15 protein-coding genes are annotated in these 18,422 nt (G+C 42.1%); 8 read left to right on the top strand and 7 right to left on the bottom strand.

All coding sequences use genetic code 11. The features are described 5' to 3' along the window. Window positions 1-100: 100 nt before the first annotated feature. From HN459_01975 to uvrA, 6 genes are all read right to left on the bottom strand, one after another. Window positions 101-577 (bottom strand): 2-C-methyl-D-erythritol 2,4-cyclodiphosphate synthase, encoded by a 477-nt coding sequence (locus tag HN459_01975; GenBank protein MBT3478208.1) that lies wholly within the window; start codon window positions 575-577, stop codon window positions 101-103. A gap of 116 nt (window positions 578-693) precedes the next feature. After that, window positions 694-1,377 (bottom strand): 2-C-methyl-D-erythritol 4-phosphate cytidylyltransferase, encoded by a 684-nt coding sequence (ispD, locus tag HN459_01970; protein ID MBT3478207.1) that lies wholly within the window; start codon window positions 1,375-1,377, stop codon window positions 694-696. 23 nt (window positions 1,378-1,400) lie between these two features. Beyond that, window positions 1,401-2,453 carry a tRNA preQ1(34) S-adenosylmethionine ribosyltransferase-isomerase QueA gene (gene queA / locus HN459_01965; GenBank protein MBT3478206.1) on the bottom strand — a complete coding sequence of 351 codons (1,053 nt, stop codon included), beginning with the start codon at window positions 2,451-2,453 and terminating at the stop codon, window positions 1,401-1,403. After that, complete coding sequence (gene ruvB, locus HN459_01960; GenBank protein ID MBT3478205.1) at window positions 2,450-3,472, bottom strand: Holliday junction branch migration DNA helicase RuvB; 1,023 nt, start codon at window positions 3,470-3,472, stop codon at window positions 2,450-2,452. Before ruvB ends, queA begins: the two co-directional genes overlap by 4 nt. Before the next feature lie 84 nt (window positions 3,473-3,556). After that, a complete protein-coding gene (locus tag HN459_01955; GenBank protein ID MBT3478204.1) occupies window positions 3,557-5,860 on the bottom strand; it encodes a transketolase in 2,304 nt (767 codons plus the stop codon). 14 nt (window positions 5,861-5,874) lie between these two features. After that, window positions 5,875-8,718, bottom strand: coding sequence for an excinuclease ABC subunit UvrA (gene uvrA / locus HN459_01950; GenBank protein ID MBT3478203.1), 2,844 nt, complete (start codon window positions 8,716-8,718; stop codon window positions 5,875-5,877). 138 nt (window positions 8,719-8,856) lie between these two features. On the opposite strand from uvrA, the gene HN459_01945 reads away from it, so the two are divergent. The 4 genes from HN459_01945 to HN459_01930 all read left to right on the top strand — a co-directional run bounded on the left by HN459_01945 (window position 8,857) and on the right by HN459_01930 (window position 12,130). Then, window positions 8,857-9,414, top strand: coding sequence for a YqgE/AlgH family protein (locus HN459_01945; protein ID MBT3478202.1), 558 nt, complete (start codon window positions 8,857-8,859; stop codon window positions 9,412-9,414). Window positions 9,415-9,552: 138 nt separating this feature from the next. Then, complete coding sequence (locus HN459_01940; GenBank protein ID MBT3478201.1) at window positions 9,553-10,464, top strand: DMT family transporter; 912 nt, start codon at window positions 9,553-9,555, stop codon at window positions 10,462-10,464. Next, the gene (locus HN459_01935; protein MBT3478200.1) at window positions 10,442-11,704 is read left to right on the top strand and encodes an MFS transporter; all 1,263 of its coding nucleotides are present in this window, start codon (window positions 10,442-10,444) and stop codon (window positions 11,702-11,704) included. The genes HN459_01940 and HN459_01935 overlap by 23 nt, the downstream gene beginning before the upstream one ends. A gap of 51 nt (window positions 11,705-11,755) precedes the next feature. Further along, the gene (locus HN459_01930; protein ID MBT3478199.1) at window positions 11,756-12,130 is read left to right on the top strand and encodes a hypothetical protein; all 375 of its coding nucleotides are present in this window, start codon (window positions 11,756-11,758) and stop codon (window positions 12,128-12,130) included. Window positions 12,131-12,209: 79 nt separating this feature from the next. On the opposite strand, the gene HN459_01925 is transcribed toward HN459_01930, so the two are convergent. Further along, the gene (locus tag HN459_01925) at window positions 12,210-12,992 is read right to left on the bottom strand and encodes an SDR family oxidoreductase (GenBank protein MBT3478198.1); all 783 of its coding nucleotides are present in this window, start codon (window positions 12,990-12,992) and stop codon (window positions 12,210-12,212) included. Between the two features lie 123 nt (window positions 12,993-13,115). Between HN459_01925 and fabA the strand changes: the two genes are divergently transcribed. From fabA to HN459_01905, 4 genes are all read left to right on the top strand, one after another. Continuing rightward, window positions 13,116-13,667 (top strand): bifunctional 3-hydroxydecanoyl-ACP dehydratase/trans-2-decenoyl-ACP isomerase, encoded by a 552-nt coding sequence (gene fabA, locus HN459_01920; protein ID MBT3478197.1) that lies wholly within the window; start codon window positions 13,116-13,118, stop codon window positions 13,665-13,667. 43 nt (window positions 13,668-13,710) lie between these two features. Then, on the top strand, window positions 13,711-14,808 hold the full coding sequence (gene ychF, locus HN459_01915; GenBank protein MBT3478196.1) for a redox-regulated ATPase YchF: 1,098 nt from the start codon (window positions 13,711-13,713) through the stop codon (window positions 14,806-14,808). 8 nt (window positions 14,809-14,816) lie between these two features. Then, the gene (locus HN459_01910) at window positions 14,817-15,299 is read left to right on the top strand and encodes a hypothetical protein (protein ID MBT3478195.1); all 483 of its coding nucleotides are present in this window, start codon (window positions 14,817-14,819) and stop codon (window positions 15,297-15,299) included. 39 nt (window positions 15,300-15,338) lie between these two features. Continuing rightward, a partial coding sequence (locus HN459_01905) for a VCBS repeat-containing protein (protein MBT3478194.1) occupies window positions 15,339-18,422 on the top strand: 3,084 nt, incomplete at its 3' end.

Genomic DNA, 18,422 nt, shown 5'->3' with positions numbered 1-18,422 from the left:
TGGAATACCGTATATATATCATGGTATCCGTCATCCCGTTGGTTTAAAACCTTCAGGCCGATATTAACTTTGGAGAATGAGGGGCAATGTATGCCCATGATTAAACTTTAGCTATCGTTGCTATTGCCTGGGCAGCAATGCCCTTGCCTTCACCGATATATCCAAGATGGTCCGTTGTGGTTGCTTTCACAGAAACCTGCGCTTCATCCAACTGCAGGGTATATGCAATTTTATATTTCATCTCGGGGATGAAGCCCGCCAATTTGGGTTTCTGGAGTATAATGACTGAATCGATATGATTGATCTTAAATCCGGCATTTCTCAATTTTTCACCTGCTACATTAAGAAAATGAAGGCTGTCCGCATCTTTCCATTGGTCATCTTCGCTGGGGAAGAGTTTTCCAATATCACCAAGATTGGCAGCACCGAGCAACGCATCAACAATGGCGTGAATTAACGCATCGCCATCAGAATGGCCAACAGCGCCAATTTCGCTGGGAATTTCTACCCCGCCGAGGATCAGTTTTTCACCTTCGGCCAATTGATGTACGTCGTATCCTATGCCTGTTTTAATCATATCGTTATCAGTCATTGCGAGGCGTTCGGCTTAAATGCGGGACAACGAAGCAATCCCATCTGCTATAACTAGGGGGATCGCCACACCCCGCAACTACGCGGGGTTCGCGATGACAATTAATTTTCGTTTAGTTTATTATAAATCGCTTCAGCGAAAACCCAATCTTCTTCAGTAGTAATTTTAATATTCAAGGAAGACCCTTCCACAAAACCCACTTGGTAACCAATCCGCTCTAGAAGCGATGCTTCATCAGTTCCTTGGATATCTTCAGCTTCCGCCAATTCTAACGCTTCTCGCAGGGCCAGCTTAGAAAATACTTGCGGCGTTTGAGCCCGCCATATCGTCTCTCTAGGTAATGTTTCCAGAATTTGATCTTCCATAACTTTTTTGACTGTATCAGTGGAAGGTTGGGCTACGATTACACCATCGTGATCGCTACAGGCTTTCACTGCTTTTTCAATTAATTCAATTGTCACGAATGGACGTACCGCATCATGGACGCAAATGAGTTCAGATGATTCATCAGTTGCGGCCAACCCATTATGAACAGAAACCTGACGTGTCTTCCCTCCGGCGACCACTTTCACGGGCTTAGCAGATACTGTGGATTTTAACTCACGATCAAGCTGATTTACATCTTCTTTTGGAACGACGACGACGATTTCATTAATCAATTCAGAATCTATGAAAGGGCGCAGCGTATGAAACAATAGAGGACGATTCCCCAATGTTTTTAGCTGTTTCTTACCGCCGAAACGTTCACCGCTCCCTGCTGCCGGAATTACGGCAGATATATTCATTATATTACTTCCCGAATTTCTGATTAAAGAATCAACATGGCGTCGCCATAGCTCAAGAAACGATAATCGTTTTTCTTCGCTTCGCGATAGGCTTTCATAATCAGATCTCGATTTGCAAATGCAGATACCATCATCAACAATGTACTTTTGGGCTGATGAAAGTTGGTAATCATGGCATCCACCATTTTAAAATCATAAGGTGGATAAATAAATTTGTCCGTCCAACCGCGCTTGGGAGAAACCTGAAATCCGGAGACAGCCACTGTTTCCAAAGATCTCACAGTAGAAGTTCCTACTGCAAACACACGCCGGCGTTTTTTCTTTGTTTCATTGATAGACAATGCGGTTGCAGGATTTACTTCAAAATATTCTGAATCCATCTGATGACGATTCAAATCCTCAACCTGCACAGGGCGAAATGTCCCCAACCCAATATGCAATGTCGTGTGGGCCGTTTTGGCCCCTTTATCATGGATGCGTTTTATTAATCCTTCGGTAAAATGAAGACCTGCTGTGGGAGCTGCTACGGCACCACGTTTTTCAGCAAAAACCGTTTGATAACGAATTTTATCTTTTGGCTCTGATTCACGTGTAATATAGGGCGGCAAGGGTGAAATCCCCACACGGTCAATCACATCATAAATATCTTCACCTTCATATTCAAAGCGAACAACACGGCCACCGGATATGGTATTGTCAATCACATCGCAATAGACATTTTTGGTAAACATGAGTTTATTACCAATCCGCACTTTACGCGCCGGACGAACCATAACTTCCCACAAATCGTTTTCCAATTCCCTAAGTAAAAATACTTCTACTTTTGCTTCAGTTTTATCTTTGCTGGCATAAAGCCGGGCCGGGAACACTTTTGTATTATTGGTAATTACCAAATCGTTCCGCCGCAAATATTCTGGGAGATTTGAAAATATTTTATGCTCAATCTCACCCGTATCGCGATGAATTACCATCATTTTAGCCAAATCTCTTCTTTTGGCGGGATATTGGGCAATATATTTTTCTGGCAATGGATAATCAAAATCCGCCAGTTTCCATTTTTTCTTTTTTTGAATCATTCGAATAACCTTTGTTGTTTTTCTGTAATTGTTCTACCCAATAGTGCGTAAGCCTGCTTTTGAGCAATGCGACCACGATTGGTCCGCTGGATAAATCCTTCTTTAATTAAATAGGGCTCATATACATCTTCAATGGTTGCCGCATCCTCGCTCACTGCCACGGATAGTGAATTCACACCAACGGGGCCGCCATTGAATTTGTCTATCAGTGCTGCCAAAATACTGCGGTCCATTTCGTCAAGCCCAAACTCGTCAATCCCCAGAGACAGCAACGAAGCTTTTGCCACTGCTTTGTTAATTTTCCCATCTGCCTTTACTTGGGCATAATCTCTCGTTCGTCTTAAAATACGGTTCGCAATCCGAGGGGTTCCCCTAGATCGCCGAGCGATTTCCATCGCACCTTCATCTTCAATTTCTACTTCTAGAATATCTGCCGACCGACTAACGATAAGGAATAAATCCTTGGCATCATAAAAATCTACACGAAGTATCACACCAAATCGGTCTCGTAATGGAGAAGTTAAATTTCCAAGTCGGGTTGTTGCTCCTACCAAAGTAAAGGGTTCAATGCTTAACTGAACGCTGCGAGCACTAGGGCCTTTATCAATCATAATTTCAATTCGGTAATCTTCCATGGCGGAATAAAGATACTCTTCTACCACTGAATTGAGGCGGTGAATTTCATCTACAAAAAAAACATCCCTACCCTGAAGATTCGTGAGAACGCCGGCAAGATCTCCGGCCCTTTCTAATACAGGTCCCGAAGTTTGTTTTACACTGACACCTAATTCTGAAGCAACAATATTTGATAAGGTTGTTTTTCCCAGCCCAGGGGGACCAAATAAAAGAACATGATCTAAAGCTTCATTCCGTTTATTCGCCGCTTCAATGTATAGTTTAAGACTATCCACTACATCTTTTTGTCCAATAAATTCATCCATGGAACTGGGTCGAAGGGACTTCTCAACCACAAGATCATCTTCGAAAGGCTGTGGGTCAGTTATATGGATTTCAGTCATTTGTTGGCTCAAATAGAAATAAAGTATGCATTTCCGAGGTTGGAAGATACAAAAATGAGGGGGGGGTCGTCAAATTTTTGTGATTTATTCAGGAATAGACTCCCGAATTGAAGCCAAACGCTTATCTCTGTCATCTGCAAATTTCTTAATACCATCCCAAATACTATCAGGATCCAATTGCGATTCGGCGATAATTTCATCCAATGAACCGCCGGTTCGCCAGCGATTATCAAAATCAGGACTCATGCTATATTCTTCCACAACACGGTTGGCAATCCATTTATGCATCAGTCGCCTTGCGCCATTAGTAATAATCATTGCATCCATCCACTCTTGGTCGGCAATAATTCTCTGGCGATAATCTTCTGATTGGCGCTGGAATAGTTCCCATGAAATTGAAGCAACAATTTTTACATTAGGGCCTCCTAATTTAATCTTCGGTAATATTTTTATCAAGGAATTGGTACTGCTTGTACCGCGAATGATTACAAGACCTTCTTTAGGTTTCAATTCATCATAATCTTTAATGATATATGCGCCCTTTGCTGCATCCATGTAAGAAGCCATCCCCAAAGATTTACGGTCAGGAATTTCAACTGGCGGCCGCGTCAGATGAACAGCAACAATGGGTATATCGGTGGCTAATGCCGCCGCCAAGGCAGGAGCCACTTCGTTATGCTCCCAAGGATGAATATTAATAATATGACCATCGGGCAAAAGTTGCGTCACGCCGGGAGAGAATATGCCAAAATGGGTGCGGCTGTCTTCTGCTGTTTCGGGGCCGGAGTGCCCAGCCACCCAAATAATTTTTCCCACTTTCAAGTTTGAATCTTGGGCCACTTGACTAAATAATCTCATGGGACCATATTTCAAATAACTAAAGGAACCATAGGTGCTCATTGCGCCAAAAAATCCATTGAATTCTTCATAAGAATCTTCATTCAGGTTAACCGTGGCCAACCCTGCAAGCATCCCTGAATTGGTAAATTCTGTAATCCCCTGGGGCATGAGAGGACTTTCTGTATTGGTAACTTTATCGTACATCCCTAAATCAGGCAAACCGTTATATCCTTTGGCAAAACCGGAAATATTGGTTGAATCAGCTAAATCTGCACTCATGGCAATCACTAATGGGCGACCATATTTTTCAATAGATCTTGAATTAATATAACTGGCGTATTTAGAAAAACCCACTCGGTTGGGAGCCTTGTCTCCCGGCGCTACAAACAAATCATCCGGAAGGCTTTTTACATCAAATAATGATTTGTCATTTGCGGGATTTTTAACAGTAATTTTACACTCATCAATTTTTTCCGGTACTGAATCGCCCACTGATGTGAGCGTATTCGCTAAATAATCCACTAATGCTTGGTTCGATTCCAACACCGAAAAAGCATTGTTAAATAATGTCCGCGCTTGATCCACTTGTCCATCCCAGGATTCATGTGCCACCGAGCCAAAATTATCAAAATCTATATTATATTTTTCCGCAAAATCCTGTTTGGTTTGCCAAAATAAATCTGAATTCCGCTTATGGGCGGCACCGTGGCTGGCATAGTCATACTTGTAATATCCCCGCCCCTTTCTTGTTTGACCATAAATAATTTTCGGAATATTGGGGTCTGCATTTTCAACCAGTAATCGGTGATAAGCTTCTGTCAAATCGCCCCAATTTTCACCATTCAAAGTCCCTTCAACATGCCATCCATGTGAACCAAACCAGTCTTCAGGACCACCATACATAATGGAACTAAAAGGGCGAGCATCAATCCCGAAATCATTCCAATCCATAAAGTAAACCAAATTGCCCAACCCCAATCCCCATGCAGAGTTTATTGTTTCATGAGAAGCGCCAGCGGTGAATCCGCCTTCACCTTCAAAAGCAAAAACTTTCACCTCAGAAACTTTAGCCAATTTTAACGCCAATGCTTCGCCTGCCGCCGCAGGTGATCCATGGCCGCTAGGGCCTGTGTTAAATTTAAAAAAAAGCGTTTTCCCTTCCATTTCTGCATGGCCAGGCAACCCACCATTTCTGCGGAGTGTCAGTAAATCTTCCCAAACCAATTGAAAATTTTCTCCTTTAAAATGCTGATATTTGGCATCGCCGGTTTGACGATACTTAATTCGCAACGCCTCATTCAATACAGCTAACGTTGCATACACCACGGGATTAGCATGGCCGGCCACCAATACATAACGATCGCTGAAGCGCTTTCCTGCATCGCGGATATCCCAGCGCATGGCGCCGGAAAGAAGGGTGGTAACCATGCCGTGTACCTTAGAGCGCGACCCACCGGGATGGCCACTTTGGCGTAAATTCAGCATTATATCAATACATTGGTCAATTAAATCTTTGGTTACTTCCCAATGGGGATAAAATTGTTTCAGTTCTTGTGGTGATTTCATGCTTTACTCAATTTCCCATTCAATGTGTTTTTCAAAAAGGATCCCGTATAAGAACCTTTATGTCGTGCCAATTCTTCCGGGGTGCCGGAAAAAATAAGTTTGCCCCCCTCTTCGCCGCCTTCAGGCCCCAGATCCACAATCCAATCGGCACATTTAATTACATCCAAGTTATGTTCAATAACAACAACAGTATGCCCGTTATCAACCAATCTTTGGAGAACGGCCAGCAACAAATTGACGTCTTCAAAATGGAGTCCTGTAGTCGGTTCGTCCAAGATGTAAAATGTTCTGTCTTTAGATGCACGGGATAATTCAGTGGCCAATTTTATTCGCTGTGCTTCACCGCCGGATAAAGTTGTGGCCTGCTGCCCAAGGCGGATGTATCCTAGGCCAACATCATTCAAGGTAACGAGCTTTCTCATTACTTGGGGGATGTTTTTAAAGAAGTCCGTTGCTTCTTCAACAGAGAGGCTAAGCACATCAGCAATATTTTTACCCTTATATTTTATTTCTAGCGTCTCTCGATTATAACGGGCTCCTTTGCAAACTTCACAAGTGACATAAACATCAGGCAGAAAATTCATTTCAATTTTTATAATACCGTCACCTTCGCAGGATTCACAGCGGCCGCCTTTTACATTAAAAGAAAACCGCCCCGGTTTATAGCCGCGTATCTTTGATTCAGGGAGTTGGGCAAACAAATCACGAATAAAGGTAAATACACCGGTATATGTAGCCGGGTTTGATCGAGGGGTTCGGCCAATTGGCTTTTGATCTATTTCAATTACTTTATCTAGATATTCCAACCCTTTCACAGACTCATGAGGCAAGGGGTATGCCCGGGCGCCATTAAGCTCTTTGGATAGGACAGAAAAAACAGTTTCATTTAAAAGGGTGCTTTTCCCGGAACCGCTCACACCGGTGACAACAATCATTTTTCCCAAAGGAAAAGATACTTCAATATTTTTTAAATTATTCCCAGTGGCGCCAACAACAGTCAATTGTTTCCCATTCCCTTTGCGTCTTTCCTGGGGAACAGGGATTGCTTTTTTCCCGGAAAGATATTGGCCTGTAACTGATTTTTTTGCGGTCAAAATTTTCTGTGGCGGACCGGAAAAAATAACTTCACCACCATGCTCTCCAGCCCCAGGACCCAAATCAATAAGCTGGTCTGCTGATTCCATGGTTTCCTTATCATGTTCAACCACGATTATAGAATTCCCCAAATCTCTTAATTTTTTTAATGAATTCAAAAGCCGTCCATTATCACGAGGGTGGAGGCCGATGGATGGTTCATCTAAAATGTATAAGACACCCACCAATTGACTGCCGATTTGCGTGGCCAATCGAATCCGTTGTGCTTCTCCGCCGGAAAGGGTGGCAGCCGAACGATCCAAGGTCAAATAATCTAACCCCACATCAATTAAGAAACTTAAACGCTCTTGGACTTCCTTTAGAATCTGGTGGGCAATTAAAGCGTCTGTTTTTCCCAATTCAAGTGACCCAAATATTTCTTTTGTATTTTTAATTGAATAAGCAGACAACTCGCCCAAACTAATATTCCCAATCGTCACCGCCCGTGATTCTTCTTTCAACCGGGAACCATTACATTTTGGGCAGGGACGCATCCTCATAAATTGCTCAATCCAATCACGAATATGGTTGGATTTGGTCTGTTTATAGCGCCGCATTAAGTTCGGGATTGTACCTTCCCAACCACCGGTATAAGTACCGCTCCAGCGCTCCGAAGAATATTCCATTTTTAATTTTGTTGAACCAGAACCGTTCAATAACATTTCCCGGATACCTCGATCTAGTTTACACCAAGGTGTGGTAAAATTGAATTTATAATGGTGTGAAAGACTTTTTAAAATACTGCCATACCAATTACCTCGAGGCTGTTCCCCCAATGGGGTAATAGCTCCCTGGATCAGAGATTTCGTTTTATCTGGAACTACCAATTCCGGATCGATTTCCATATGAGACCCAAGGCCATCACAATGTGGGCAAGCACCATAAGGTGAATTGAAGGAAAACATCCGGGGCGAAAGTTCTTCCATAGAAACTTCACAATGGGGACATGCAAAATGTTCGCTGAATAAATGATCCGTTTTCGGCAATTCATGAACAACGGTTAAGCCGGAGCCGATTTTCAAGGACAGTTCAACAGATTCGGTCAGGCGTTCTTTAAAATCACCTTCCAAAACAAGACGGTCCACCACCACTTCAATGGAATGTTTTTTGTTTTTCTCAAGTTTCAGTTTTTCATCAATGGTGTGAATGATGCCATCCACGCGGACGCGCAGGAAGCCTTCTTTTCGCACTTCCTCAAAAACACCTTTATGCTGACCTTTGCGCCCACGGACCACCGGCGCTAAAATATAGATTCGTGCCCCATCGCCAAATTTGACGATGGTATCCACTATCTGCTGTACTGTCTGGCGCTGGATTGGCCGGTCGCAAATCCAACAATGGGGCTTACCAATATGGGCGTAAAGGAGACGTAGGTAATCGTGAATTTCTGTTACAGTTCCAACCGTTGATCTTGGATTCCGTGCCGTAGCTTTCTGCTCTATAGAAATAGCAGGGGATAGTCCTTCAATATAATCCATATCCGGTTTTTCCATGAGTCCCAAAAACTGGCGGGCATAAGAGGATAGGGACTCTACATAGCGCCGCTGGCCTTCAGCGTAAATCGTATCGAAAGCTAAAGAAGATTTTCCGGAGCCGGAAAGTCCGGTAATCACAACCAATTGATTGCGACCAATTTCAACATCAATATTTTTGAGGTTGTGCTGGCGAGCACCTTTAATGATAATTTTATCGGCTGGCTTTGTCATGAATATTTTATGCTTAATTTTACTTGGATTTTGGACGGCCTCAAATTTACAACTTTATTTGCCCCTGTTCAAAAAACGATTTGCTGAATTAAAATTATTTTTTATGGCATTATCCCGTACAATTCCATAACGTTTGGTATGAATTCGATTATAAATCACATCCTCATTTCCATGCCGCACATGCAGGATCCCTATTTTAACCGTTCAGTTCTGTTTATGTGCGAACACGATAAGGACGGTGCCATGGGGTTAATCGTCAATAAACCATTCAAGGATCCGACTTTGAAACAATTATTCGAAACATTTTATGATGATTCAAATGAGATTCTCAATTCTGTGGAACAAGTATATTTTGGCGGACCAGTTTTGGTCGAAAGAGGTATAGTTCTGCATAGTGGTGAATATAATTTTAAGGACTCGATTAAGATTTCTAAGGATTTTTTTATTTCAAGCCATAAAAAAACCCTAGAAGATATATTGGCAAAAAAGGGACCAAAATTAAACCGCCTTTTACTCGGTCATGCGGGATGGACCAGTGGACAGTTGGAGCGTGAAATTGAAAATGGCGATTGGCTTGTCCAGGAAACGAATCCGAATTTTATATTTAATATGCCCGTTGATAAGATGTGGGAGGTGGCCATTAGTTCTTTCAGTATCGATATTGCAGATTTTTCAACTTTTGGGGGGCAGGCTTAAATTGGGAGATATATAAGAATGTTATATTTATTCTTTCAATTAATATTTTGGAAATTGATTTAGAGCTCGTGGACAATTTCAAGAAGAAACTGTTTTAACGGTTTCCAATCTCCTCTATATAATATGTAATTTCGCCGGATGAAAAAGTACTCCCCCGCACTTGCTGTAATTTTGGCCGCCATACTTTGGAGCTTTGACGGATTCCTCCGGCAAAACCTATTTTCTCTTCCTGCTTTCCTAATTGTTTCTTTAGAGCATGTGATAGGCGCAATCCTATTTTTACCCCTTTTAATTCGTGGTTGGAAAGAGGTGACATCATTAGCCCAGCGGGGATGGATATCTGTGTTGTGGATTAGCATCTGCGGTGGGGTTTTGGGCACATTCTTCTACACCAAAGCCTTGAGTTATGTGAATTATATTGATCTTTCAGTAGTTGTCCTCCTGCAAAAATTTCAACCGATATTTGCCATTGCTCTAGCTGGTGTCATCCTGAAAGAGAAAATCACATCCAAGTTTTTGATCTTAGCAGTTACGGCCCTTGTGGGCGGATATCTGGTTACTTTTGGCACAAGTTCTATGAGTGAGTGGGATGATAAAACAATCATCGCAGCCCTGTTGGCGCTGCTAGCAGCTTTCAGTTGGGGCAGTTCAACCGTATTAGGGAAGCATGCCCTTAAACGATTATCCTTCACAACCGTCACGTCCCTGCGCCTCACAATCACTGGGGCCGTTACCATGCTGGCCCTTATTTCTATGGGGCAATATGAAGCAATCGGTGATATGAATTTTTCCCACTGGAAATACATAATCCTTATTGTTGTGAGTACCGGCTCATTGGCCCTCTTCTTTTATTATTACGGACTCAACCATTTGCCCGCATCCCACGTGACGCTTTATGAATTATTCTGGCCATTGTCAGCCGTTGGCATGGATTGGTTTATCCGTGGCAATATGATGTCAACCGCGCAATGGTTTGGAGCAGCATTACTTTTAGGCTCAATTGTTTTACTCACACGGGAAGATAGCCTTGGCCAAACTCAGCCTCAGTGACCACCGTCATAATTTAACCTTCAACATTATCCACGAATTCTTTTTTGGGTTTGGCATTGCCTTCCATGATGTCTCCACAATCCTGCCTTTATTCTTGACTTTGTTGGGGGCACCGGTGAGTGTGGCTGGGTCCATCGCCGGACTCTTTGCCATCCTGATTTCAGCACCTCAATTAATCTCCGCCATCATGGCCCGCAATACGAAAAATGTAAAAGCGGCCACTATCAAAGTGCATTTAACTATTTTGCCTCCAATTTTTCTGGCTGGATTTGTTTTCGCTTTTTTCGCCCCTACGGGACCAAAAGCATGGATATTCTATTATGGATGTTTCATCTTTTATGCCATCGCCATTGGCTTTATCATCCCCATCTGGGCCAATTTTTTAAGACATGTGACCAAACGAAAAAACCGCGGCACATTCTTGGGGATTTCTTTTATTGGAAGTAGTATGGGTGGTTTCATTGGCGGAATTGTGGTAAAAAAATTGCTCGACAGTTCCATTCCTTTCCCTTCTAATTTTGGTTGGGGCTTTCTTATTTTATTCTTCGCCTTAATTATTAGTATCATTTCATTTCTTGGTTTCAAAACTAAAAATATAGATGTTTCTCCCAAAAAGCGATCTATTGGCGATTTTTTTAATGAAGCAAAGACAATACTCAAAACAAACCAGAATTTTAGACGATATATTTATAGTCGGATTTTTTTAACGGCACAATTTCCTGCCATTAGTCTTTATGCCGTTTATTCCCGCGAAATGTTTCATTTTGATATTAGTGAAGCGGGGCTTCTCACAGCGGCGCGGTTGGTTGCTTTTGGCCTTGGCAGTCTCATTGCTGGTCAAATCGGTGATCGAATTGGCTATAAAGTAGCCATGGTATTCTGTTTTGCGTGCCATACAATTGCCATGGGCGTCGCCCTTTCGGCCCAATCAATGATTTGGGTTTATGGCATTTTCTTTTTCTTAGGGCTAGCACAAGGTGCCTTTATGCCCGCTGCAATGTCCATTGTTTTTGATTTTGCCGGAGAGACGGGGGACAATAAAATGATCATGGCGTTGATTGATACTATTTTAAGTCCTTTTGTCTTAATTGCCATAACTACCAGCGGTTTTATGAGCGAAACTATTGGGTTAGATTTTCTGTTTCGAATGCTGGGTGCCTGTATGCTGGCCGGACTGCTAATTATCATTTTCTTGGTTCGGGATCCACATCGCGCTTCTAATTTGTCTGCAAATACTTAAATGTTTTACTTGGATTTCTAAGGGTACAGACCGCAATTTTAAGGTTCTAAAATGAAGTTTAGTCTTAACAAAACAGTCCTAATTCTTTCAATTGCATTCATTGTGAGTGGATGCAAAGAAGATCCACAGCGCCATTTAAAGCTAGGTAAATGGTATGCCCAAAAAGGATTAGTGGAAGAAGCCATCCTAGAGTTTCGTGAAGTGACCCGTCTTTATCCCGATTCATACAAAGAATTAAAAAGAGAAGATTTCCAGGCTCTCAGTAAAGCCCATTATAATTTATCACTCATGTATACCAAAAAAGGGTGGTGGAATTATGCATTGAAAGAAGCGGAAACATGTTTCCAGATGCAACCCACTAAAGACCATCATGATTTAGTTACCCTTATAAAACAAAGAGCCTCACTTGAAGATTCCGGTTCTTAGTTAATTACTTCGCAACGATACGTTTCCTGCCTAACGGCAGACCAACTATCATCATTGTAATCAAAATAACGCTTTCTTCCTAAAACGCCCCAGAGCGGTGCTCGCCTCCATCACAATAAATGATGGAGCAGTTGATAAAGTCCGCTTCCGGTTTTAACAACATAGAAATCGTCCCGGCCACATCTTCCGGAGTGGTTGTTCGTCGCATAGGATTTCTACTTTTTGTGCTTTCAATCCAGCCTTCCCAGTTTTCAGTAATTTTAGTCAAAGCGCGTGTTGGCGTAATGCCAGCCTGAACGGCATTAGCCGTAATTCCATGCACTCCTAATTCCCAACCGATTTGACGAATGATTGCTTCCATGGCAACCTTGGCAACACTCACCGGCCCATATCCTTCCATGGCTAAATAATTACCTTCGCTGGTGAGCCCCATCACGCGGGAACCTTTTCCCAGCAATTTTTCTGCAAATAATTTTTGCGTCCAGTATAATAAGGCATTCCCCATTACGTGGACTGTCATATCCATTTGTCGTTGGGTTACCGGTTTTTCGCCAAAAAAGTTTGTGGTTGTACCAAAAGCGATGGAATGAAGTAAAAGCTTCACGGGCTCTCCACCTGTGATTTCTTTTATTTGAGGAATATATTTATCCATCGTTTCTTCGGATGCGGCGTTGGTGTTGAAATAATGGCAACGGCCACCTGTTGTTTTATTCACTTCAGCAATGGTTTCCTCAGCAATCTTTTTTGCTTCTCCACGATCAAAGTGAAAAGCAATAATACCATAACCATCTTTCGCCAATCTTTTGGCCGTTGCGGCGCCGTGACCGGTTGAGCCACCTAATAACAATACCCATTTAGACATTTTTTTCTCCAATATTAAAGCCTGAATTTAGGAAAGTATTTTTGCCAAAAAAATTAGTTAGAAAACATTATCATAATAATTCCTTATTTCAAGGTAAATTTGGGGCTTGTATAGGAGCAATAAATGTCGCGCAAAAACAATTTTTCTAAAGAAGATTTAATTAATAGTGGTCTAGGTAAACTCTTTGGCCTGGATCAAGGAAAACTTCCCGCCCCCCCAATGCTGATGATGGACCGGATTGTTCATATTTCTGATGATGGCGGAAAATATGGAAAAGGTGAAATTATCGCAGAATTAGATGTTACAGATGATCTATGGTTTTTTCACTGCCATTTCAAAGGCGACCCTGTTATGCCCGGATGTCTTGGGCTAGATGGAATGTGGCAATTGGTTGGGTTCTTTTTAACTTGGGTTGGCGGCAAGGGTCGTGGCCGTGCATTAGGCGTCGGCGATCTCAAATTCAAAGGACAAGTTCGTCCTTATCATGAAAAAGTAACCTACAGGATTGATATTAAAAAGCTGATAAATCGCGGTGGGAAATATATGGTTTGGGCCGACGGAGAGTTAAGTACAGGCATAGATCGAATCATCTATTTCGCTAAAAATCTACAAGTTGGGCTGTTTGATAATCTCACCTATGATTTTGGCGGCGACCCGGCTCTGGACTCCTTTTAAACAAATCTGTTTAAACTAAACTCAATATTAATTAGGATATTTTATGGCACTGCGGTGTGGCATCGTTGGATTACCCAATGTTGGTAAATCAACCATTTTTAACGCATTAACTGCTTCTTCCGTCCCGGCGGAAAACTACCCCTTTTGTACGATTGAACCCCACATGGGAATTGTGGCGCTCCCTGATGATCGTTTGGGGGATTTAACCAAAATATTTAAACCTGAAAAGGTAACACCAGCAACGGTAGAATTTATAGATATTGCCGGTCTCGTCCGGGGTGCCAGTAAAGGTGAAGGGCTCGGCAACCAATTCTTAAGCCAAATTCGACAAGTAGCGGCAATCGTCCATGTGGTTAGGTGTTTTGAAGATGATAATGTGGTTCATGTTGAGGGAAGCGTTGATCCTGTACGGGATGCAGAACTGATTGAAACAGAACTACTCCTAGCCGATTTAGATACATTAGAAAAAAGTGTTTATCGTTTATCAAAACTGGTAAAAAAAGAAAAGACTGCTCAGCTAGAGCTTGACGTGGTGTCACGTTTAAAAACACATTGTGATGCGGGCAATATGGCGCGAACATTTACCGCAGAAGAAGATGAACTTCCTTTTATTCGTGCATTATTTTTATTGACACGCAAACCTATCCTTTATGTAGCCAATGTGGATGAAAATGAAATTACCCACGACAAAAGAAATACTCACGTGCAGGATTTATTCGACTTTGCCAAAAAAGAAAACAACCTTGCCATCAGATTATGTGGGAAGATTGAACAGGAAATAGCTGTCCTTGATGATGACGGGAAAGCCATGTTCCTTGAAGAATACAACCTTCTTGAGCCGGGATTGAATAAGTTAATCCATGCCGGGTTTAACCTATTAGGACTCGAAACATATTTCACAGGAGGGCCTACTGAAGTCCGTGCGTGGACAATAAAACAGGGCGCATCGGCGCCAGAAGCGGCAGGTGAAATCCATACCGATTTTCAAAAAGGATTTATCAAAGCTGAAATAATTAAATATGGTGACCTCGTTCGCCTGGGATCAGAAAAAAGTGTCAAGGATGCGGGCTTGGCCCAACTCCAAGGCAAAGAGTATATCGTGCAGGATGGTGACTGTATTTATTTCCACTTTAACGTATAGGTGATTTTATGTGGTTTTTTATGATTCTCTCCTACATCATGGTTGCCGTGTCCGGTTTTGGGTTGGTCCTAATCGGCCTAAACCATTATTTTGATTTTTGGGCTCAAAATCATATTACGCTGGATTTACTTATCAGTATCATTTTCATCGCCGCCCAAACATTGGTTATGTTCTTTTTTGTGGGAACAGGTGTAAATATTCGTGAATACCTAGAAGCACATCCAAACATGGGAAGAGATCTTTATACCCAAATGTTTGCCATTAAAAGAAAACTTTATCCACCCACTATGACGGTGACTCTTTTATTTATGGCTATGGTCATTCTTGACGGTGCCTTTTTTATCGGAAAAGTTTCTGAATGGTGGTTCCATATACTTTATTTTTTAACACTCTACTACTTTTATAAAGCCACAACCGTGCAACACGCCTCATTCCGGGAAAGCACCGAAATCGTCCTTGCGATGACAGGGACTGAACGAACCGATTCCTAAAGAATCAATGGAACGCTTGGCAGTAATTTTGCCACCGCTATGAAAAAATCAATTTCAGTTATCATCTTGTTCTTGTTCATTATTGGCTGTGAACAAAATGAACCGGGTTGGGGAAAAGAGCAGGTTTATAAAGTTGAAAGATTAACCGTTCCAATTGGAAATGGAGATTCGGGATTTTCTGAAATGGCGCCATCCCAAACAGGCGTAACTGCTGGTAACTGGATTGGCGAACAGGAAATCCTTGAGAATCAACATTTAATGCATGGCTCCGGTGTGGCCTTGGGCGATGTAAATGGGGATGGACGGATTGATATTTATATCCCCAGAATTCGGGAGCACAATGTCCTTTATATAAACAAAGGTGATTGGCAATTTGAAGATGCAACCACAACGGCGGGTGTTGCATGCAAAGACCGATATTCAACTGGCGCAACTTTTGCCGATGTGGATGGCGATCGTGATCTTGATTTAATCGTCACTGCATTGGGCGGCCCCAATAGTTTATTTATTAATAATGGTGACGGCGTCTTTACTGAAAATATTTTACCTTCTTTTTTGGATAGGCCCGGTAGCACCTCTTCTGCCTTAGCCGATGTTGATAACGATGGCGACCTTGACCTCTATATCACTAACTATAAACGATTGGCTATGCGTGATTCCCTACCGCCACCCGTAATCAGTTTTGATAATACATTGATGGAATTGACCAACAATCGCTGGATCGTCATGCCCCCGTTTAATAAGGAATATGAAACGGAAGTCCGAAATAATATTCTACTTCGTTTTGAAATGGCGGAGGTAGATCAATTTTATCTAAACGATGGTAAAGGCAATTTCAAATTAATAGACATCACCCAAAGTCACTTCACTGATGAAAACGGACAATCTATTGAAGAACACTTAAGAGATTGGGGCCTCATGGCCCAGTTCCGTGATATCAATAATGATACCCATCCTGATATATATATTTGTAATGATTTTGAAAGTCCCGACCGAGCCTGGATCAACAACGGAGACGGCACATTTCGGGCCCTTCCAAAGTTGGCCCTTCGACACACCAGCAATTCGTCCATGGCTGTGGATTTTTCCGATTTGAATAATGACGGGCTTCAAGATTTTTTTGTTACGGATATGATGAGTCAATCTCACATTCGGCAAAAAACACAAATGGGGACCATGGCGCCGACACCATTATCTATTGGAGATATTGATGACCGACCCCAGTATATGCATAATACACTTTTTCTCAATCGGGGTGACAATACCTTTAGCGAAATATCTCAATTCAGCAACACACAAGCTTCAGAATGGTCCTGGGCTAGCATGTTCATAGATGTGGATTTGGACGGGTTTGAAGATGTTCTAATTACCACCGGACATATGTACGATGTTCAAGATTCAGACTCGAACCAAAAACAGAAAGAGGCGCTTGCCCATGTAAGGTCTTTTGATCAATTCAAACGCATGATGTTTAATTATCCTACCTTAGAATTAAAGAATATTGCCTTCCGAAATCGGGGCAATCTCAAATTTGAAACGATTCCTAATGGATGGGGATTGGGATTGGATAAAGATATTTCTCACGGTATGGCTTCTGCCGATTTGGATAATGATGGTGATTTGGATATTGTCATTAATCGCCTAAACCAAAACTTGGGTCTTTTCAGAAATAATACATCGGCAAAGCGATTGGCTATTCGATTGGTAGGCAATCGACCAAATTCACAGGCAATTGGTGCAAAAATCATCCTTAATGGTGGCCCTGTAAGGCAATCCCGGGAAGTAATTTCCGGAGGGCACTATCTTTCGGCTAATGATCCGCTCCAAGTTTTTGCGGCGAGTGACCAATCCATGGCGGTTGAAATCCGTTGGCGAGATGGTACAATGACAACATTAGATTCAATGAAAGCTGATAATTTATATACCATTCGTCAAATTAATTCAGTACCGATTCCAGTAGACGAAAAACTGGTTGAGCCGATTTTTACGGATGTGAGCGAACTCCTTGATCATAGCCACCATGAAGATCCTTTTGATGACTTTTCTAATCAAAGCTTGCTTCCAAACCGTTTTAGTCAATTGGGTCCCGGCGTCGCATGGATGGATGTAGATGAAGATGGGGACGAAGACATTTTTATTTCTGGTGGTCGAGGAGGATCTTTTGATCATTTTGAAAATAAGGACGGCCACTCCTTTGTTCCTTTTTCTATCGTGAAAAATTTGGACCAAGATTTTACAGCTCTTTTGAGTACCGTAGATGGTGATGGGAACCATGGTGTAATGGCTGCCAAAACCAATTTTGAATCGGATAAACCGGTAGCCAGCTTTATTTCTACTTATTCCCGAAAAGCCAAAGGAGAGTTTGAAAGTTTGCCCCATATGGCGGGTCCAATGTCCCAAGCCGATGTAGATGGGGACGGCGATCTGGATGTATTCGTAGGCGGGCGGATTATTCCAAACCAATATCCAAAACCGGCATCATCAATTTTATATATTAACCAAAATGGAAAACTCGTCGCTAGTTCAAATAATTCGTCTCTTTTTTCCGAAATCGGTCTTGTGTCAGGATCTGTTTTCAGTGATATTGATAATGATGGTGATCCCGATCTTATCCTGGCCATGGAATGGGGACCGGTAACAATCCTTGAAAACATCAACGGAAAATTTAAAGATGTTACCGCCAATATGGGATTGTCGAATTTTAAAGGCTGGTGGAATGGTGTGGCCACGGGAGATTTTAACGAAGATGGATTACTTGATATTGTGGCCACAAACTGGGGTGTGAATACAAAATATCATTTTTCGCCAGCCCATCCGCGAAAAGTCTATTTTGACGATTTCGATAACGATAATATTCTCGATATTGTTGAAGCCCATTATGATGATCAATTCAATGATCTTGTTCCGGAGCGCGGCTTTTCTTGTATCTCTAATGCCATGTCCTTTGTTGGTGAAGAAAAGAAAACTTTCCTAAATTATGCCCAATCTAGCCTGAGTGATATTTTTGGTAATTCGCTAATCAGCGCTCCTTATCTTGAAGCAAATACTTTAGAAAGTATGGTTTTTATCAATAATGGAAATGGATTTGATCCCATTGCTCTCCCTTTTGAAGCGCAGATTTCT

This window comes from Candidatus Neomarinimicrobiota bacterium, from assembly GCA_018647265.1.
In the GTDB taxonomy this organism is placed as follows: Bacteria; Fidelibacterota; Marinisomatia; order Marinisomatales; family TCS55; genus TCS55.
The sequence above is the reverse complement of the archived record's forward strand: the minus strand, read 5'-3'. Positions and strand labels throughout refer to the sequence as shown.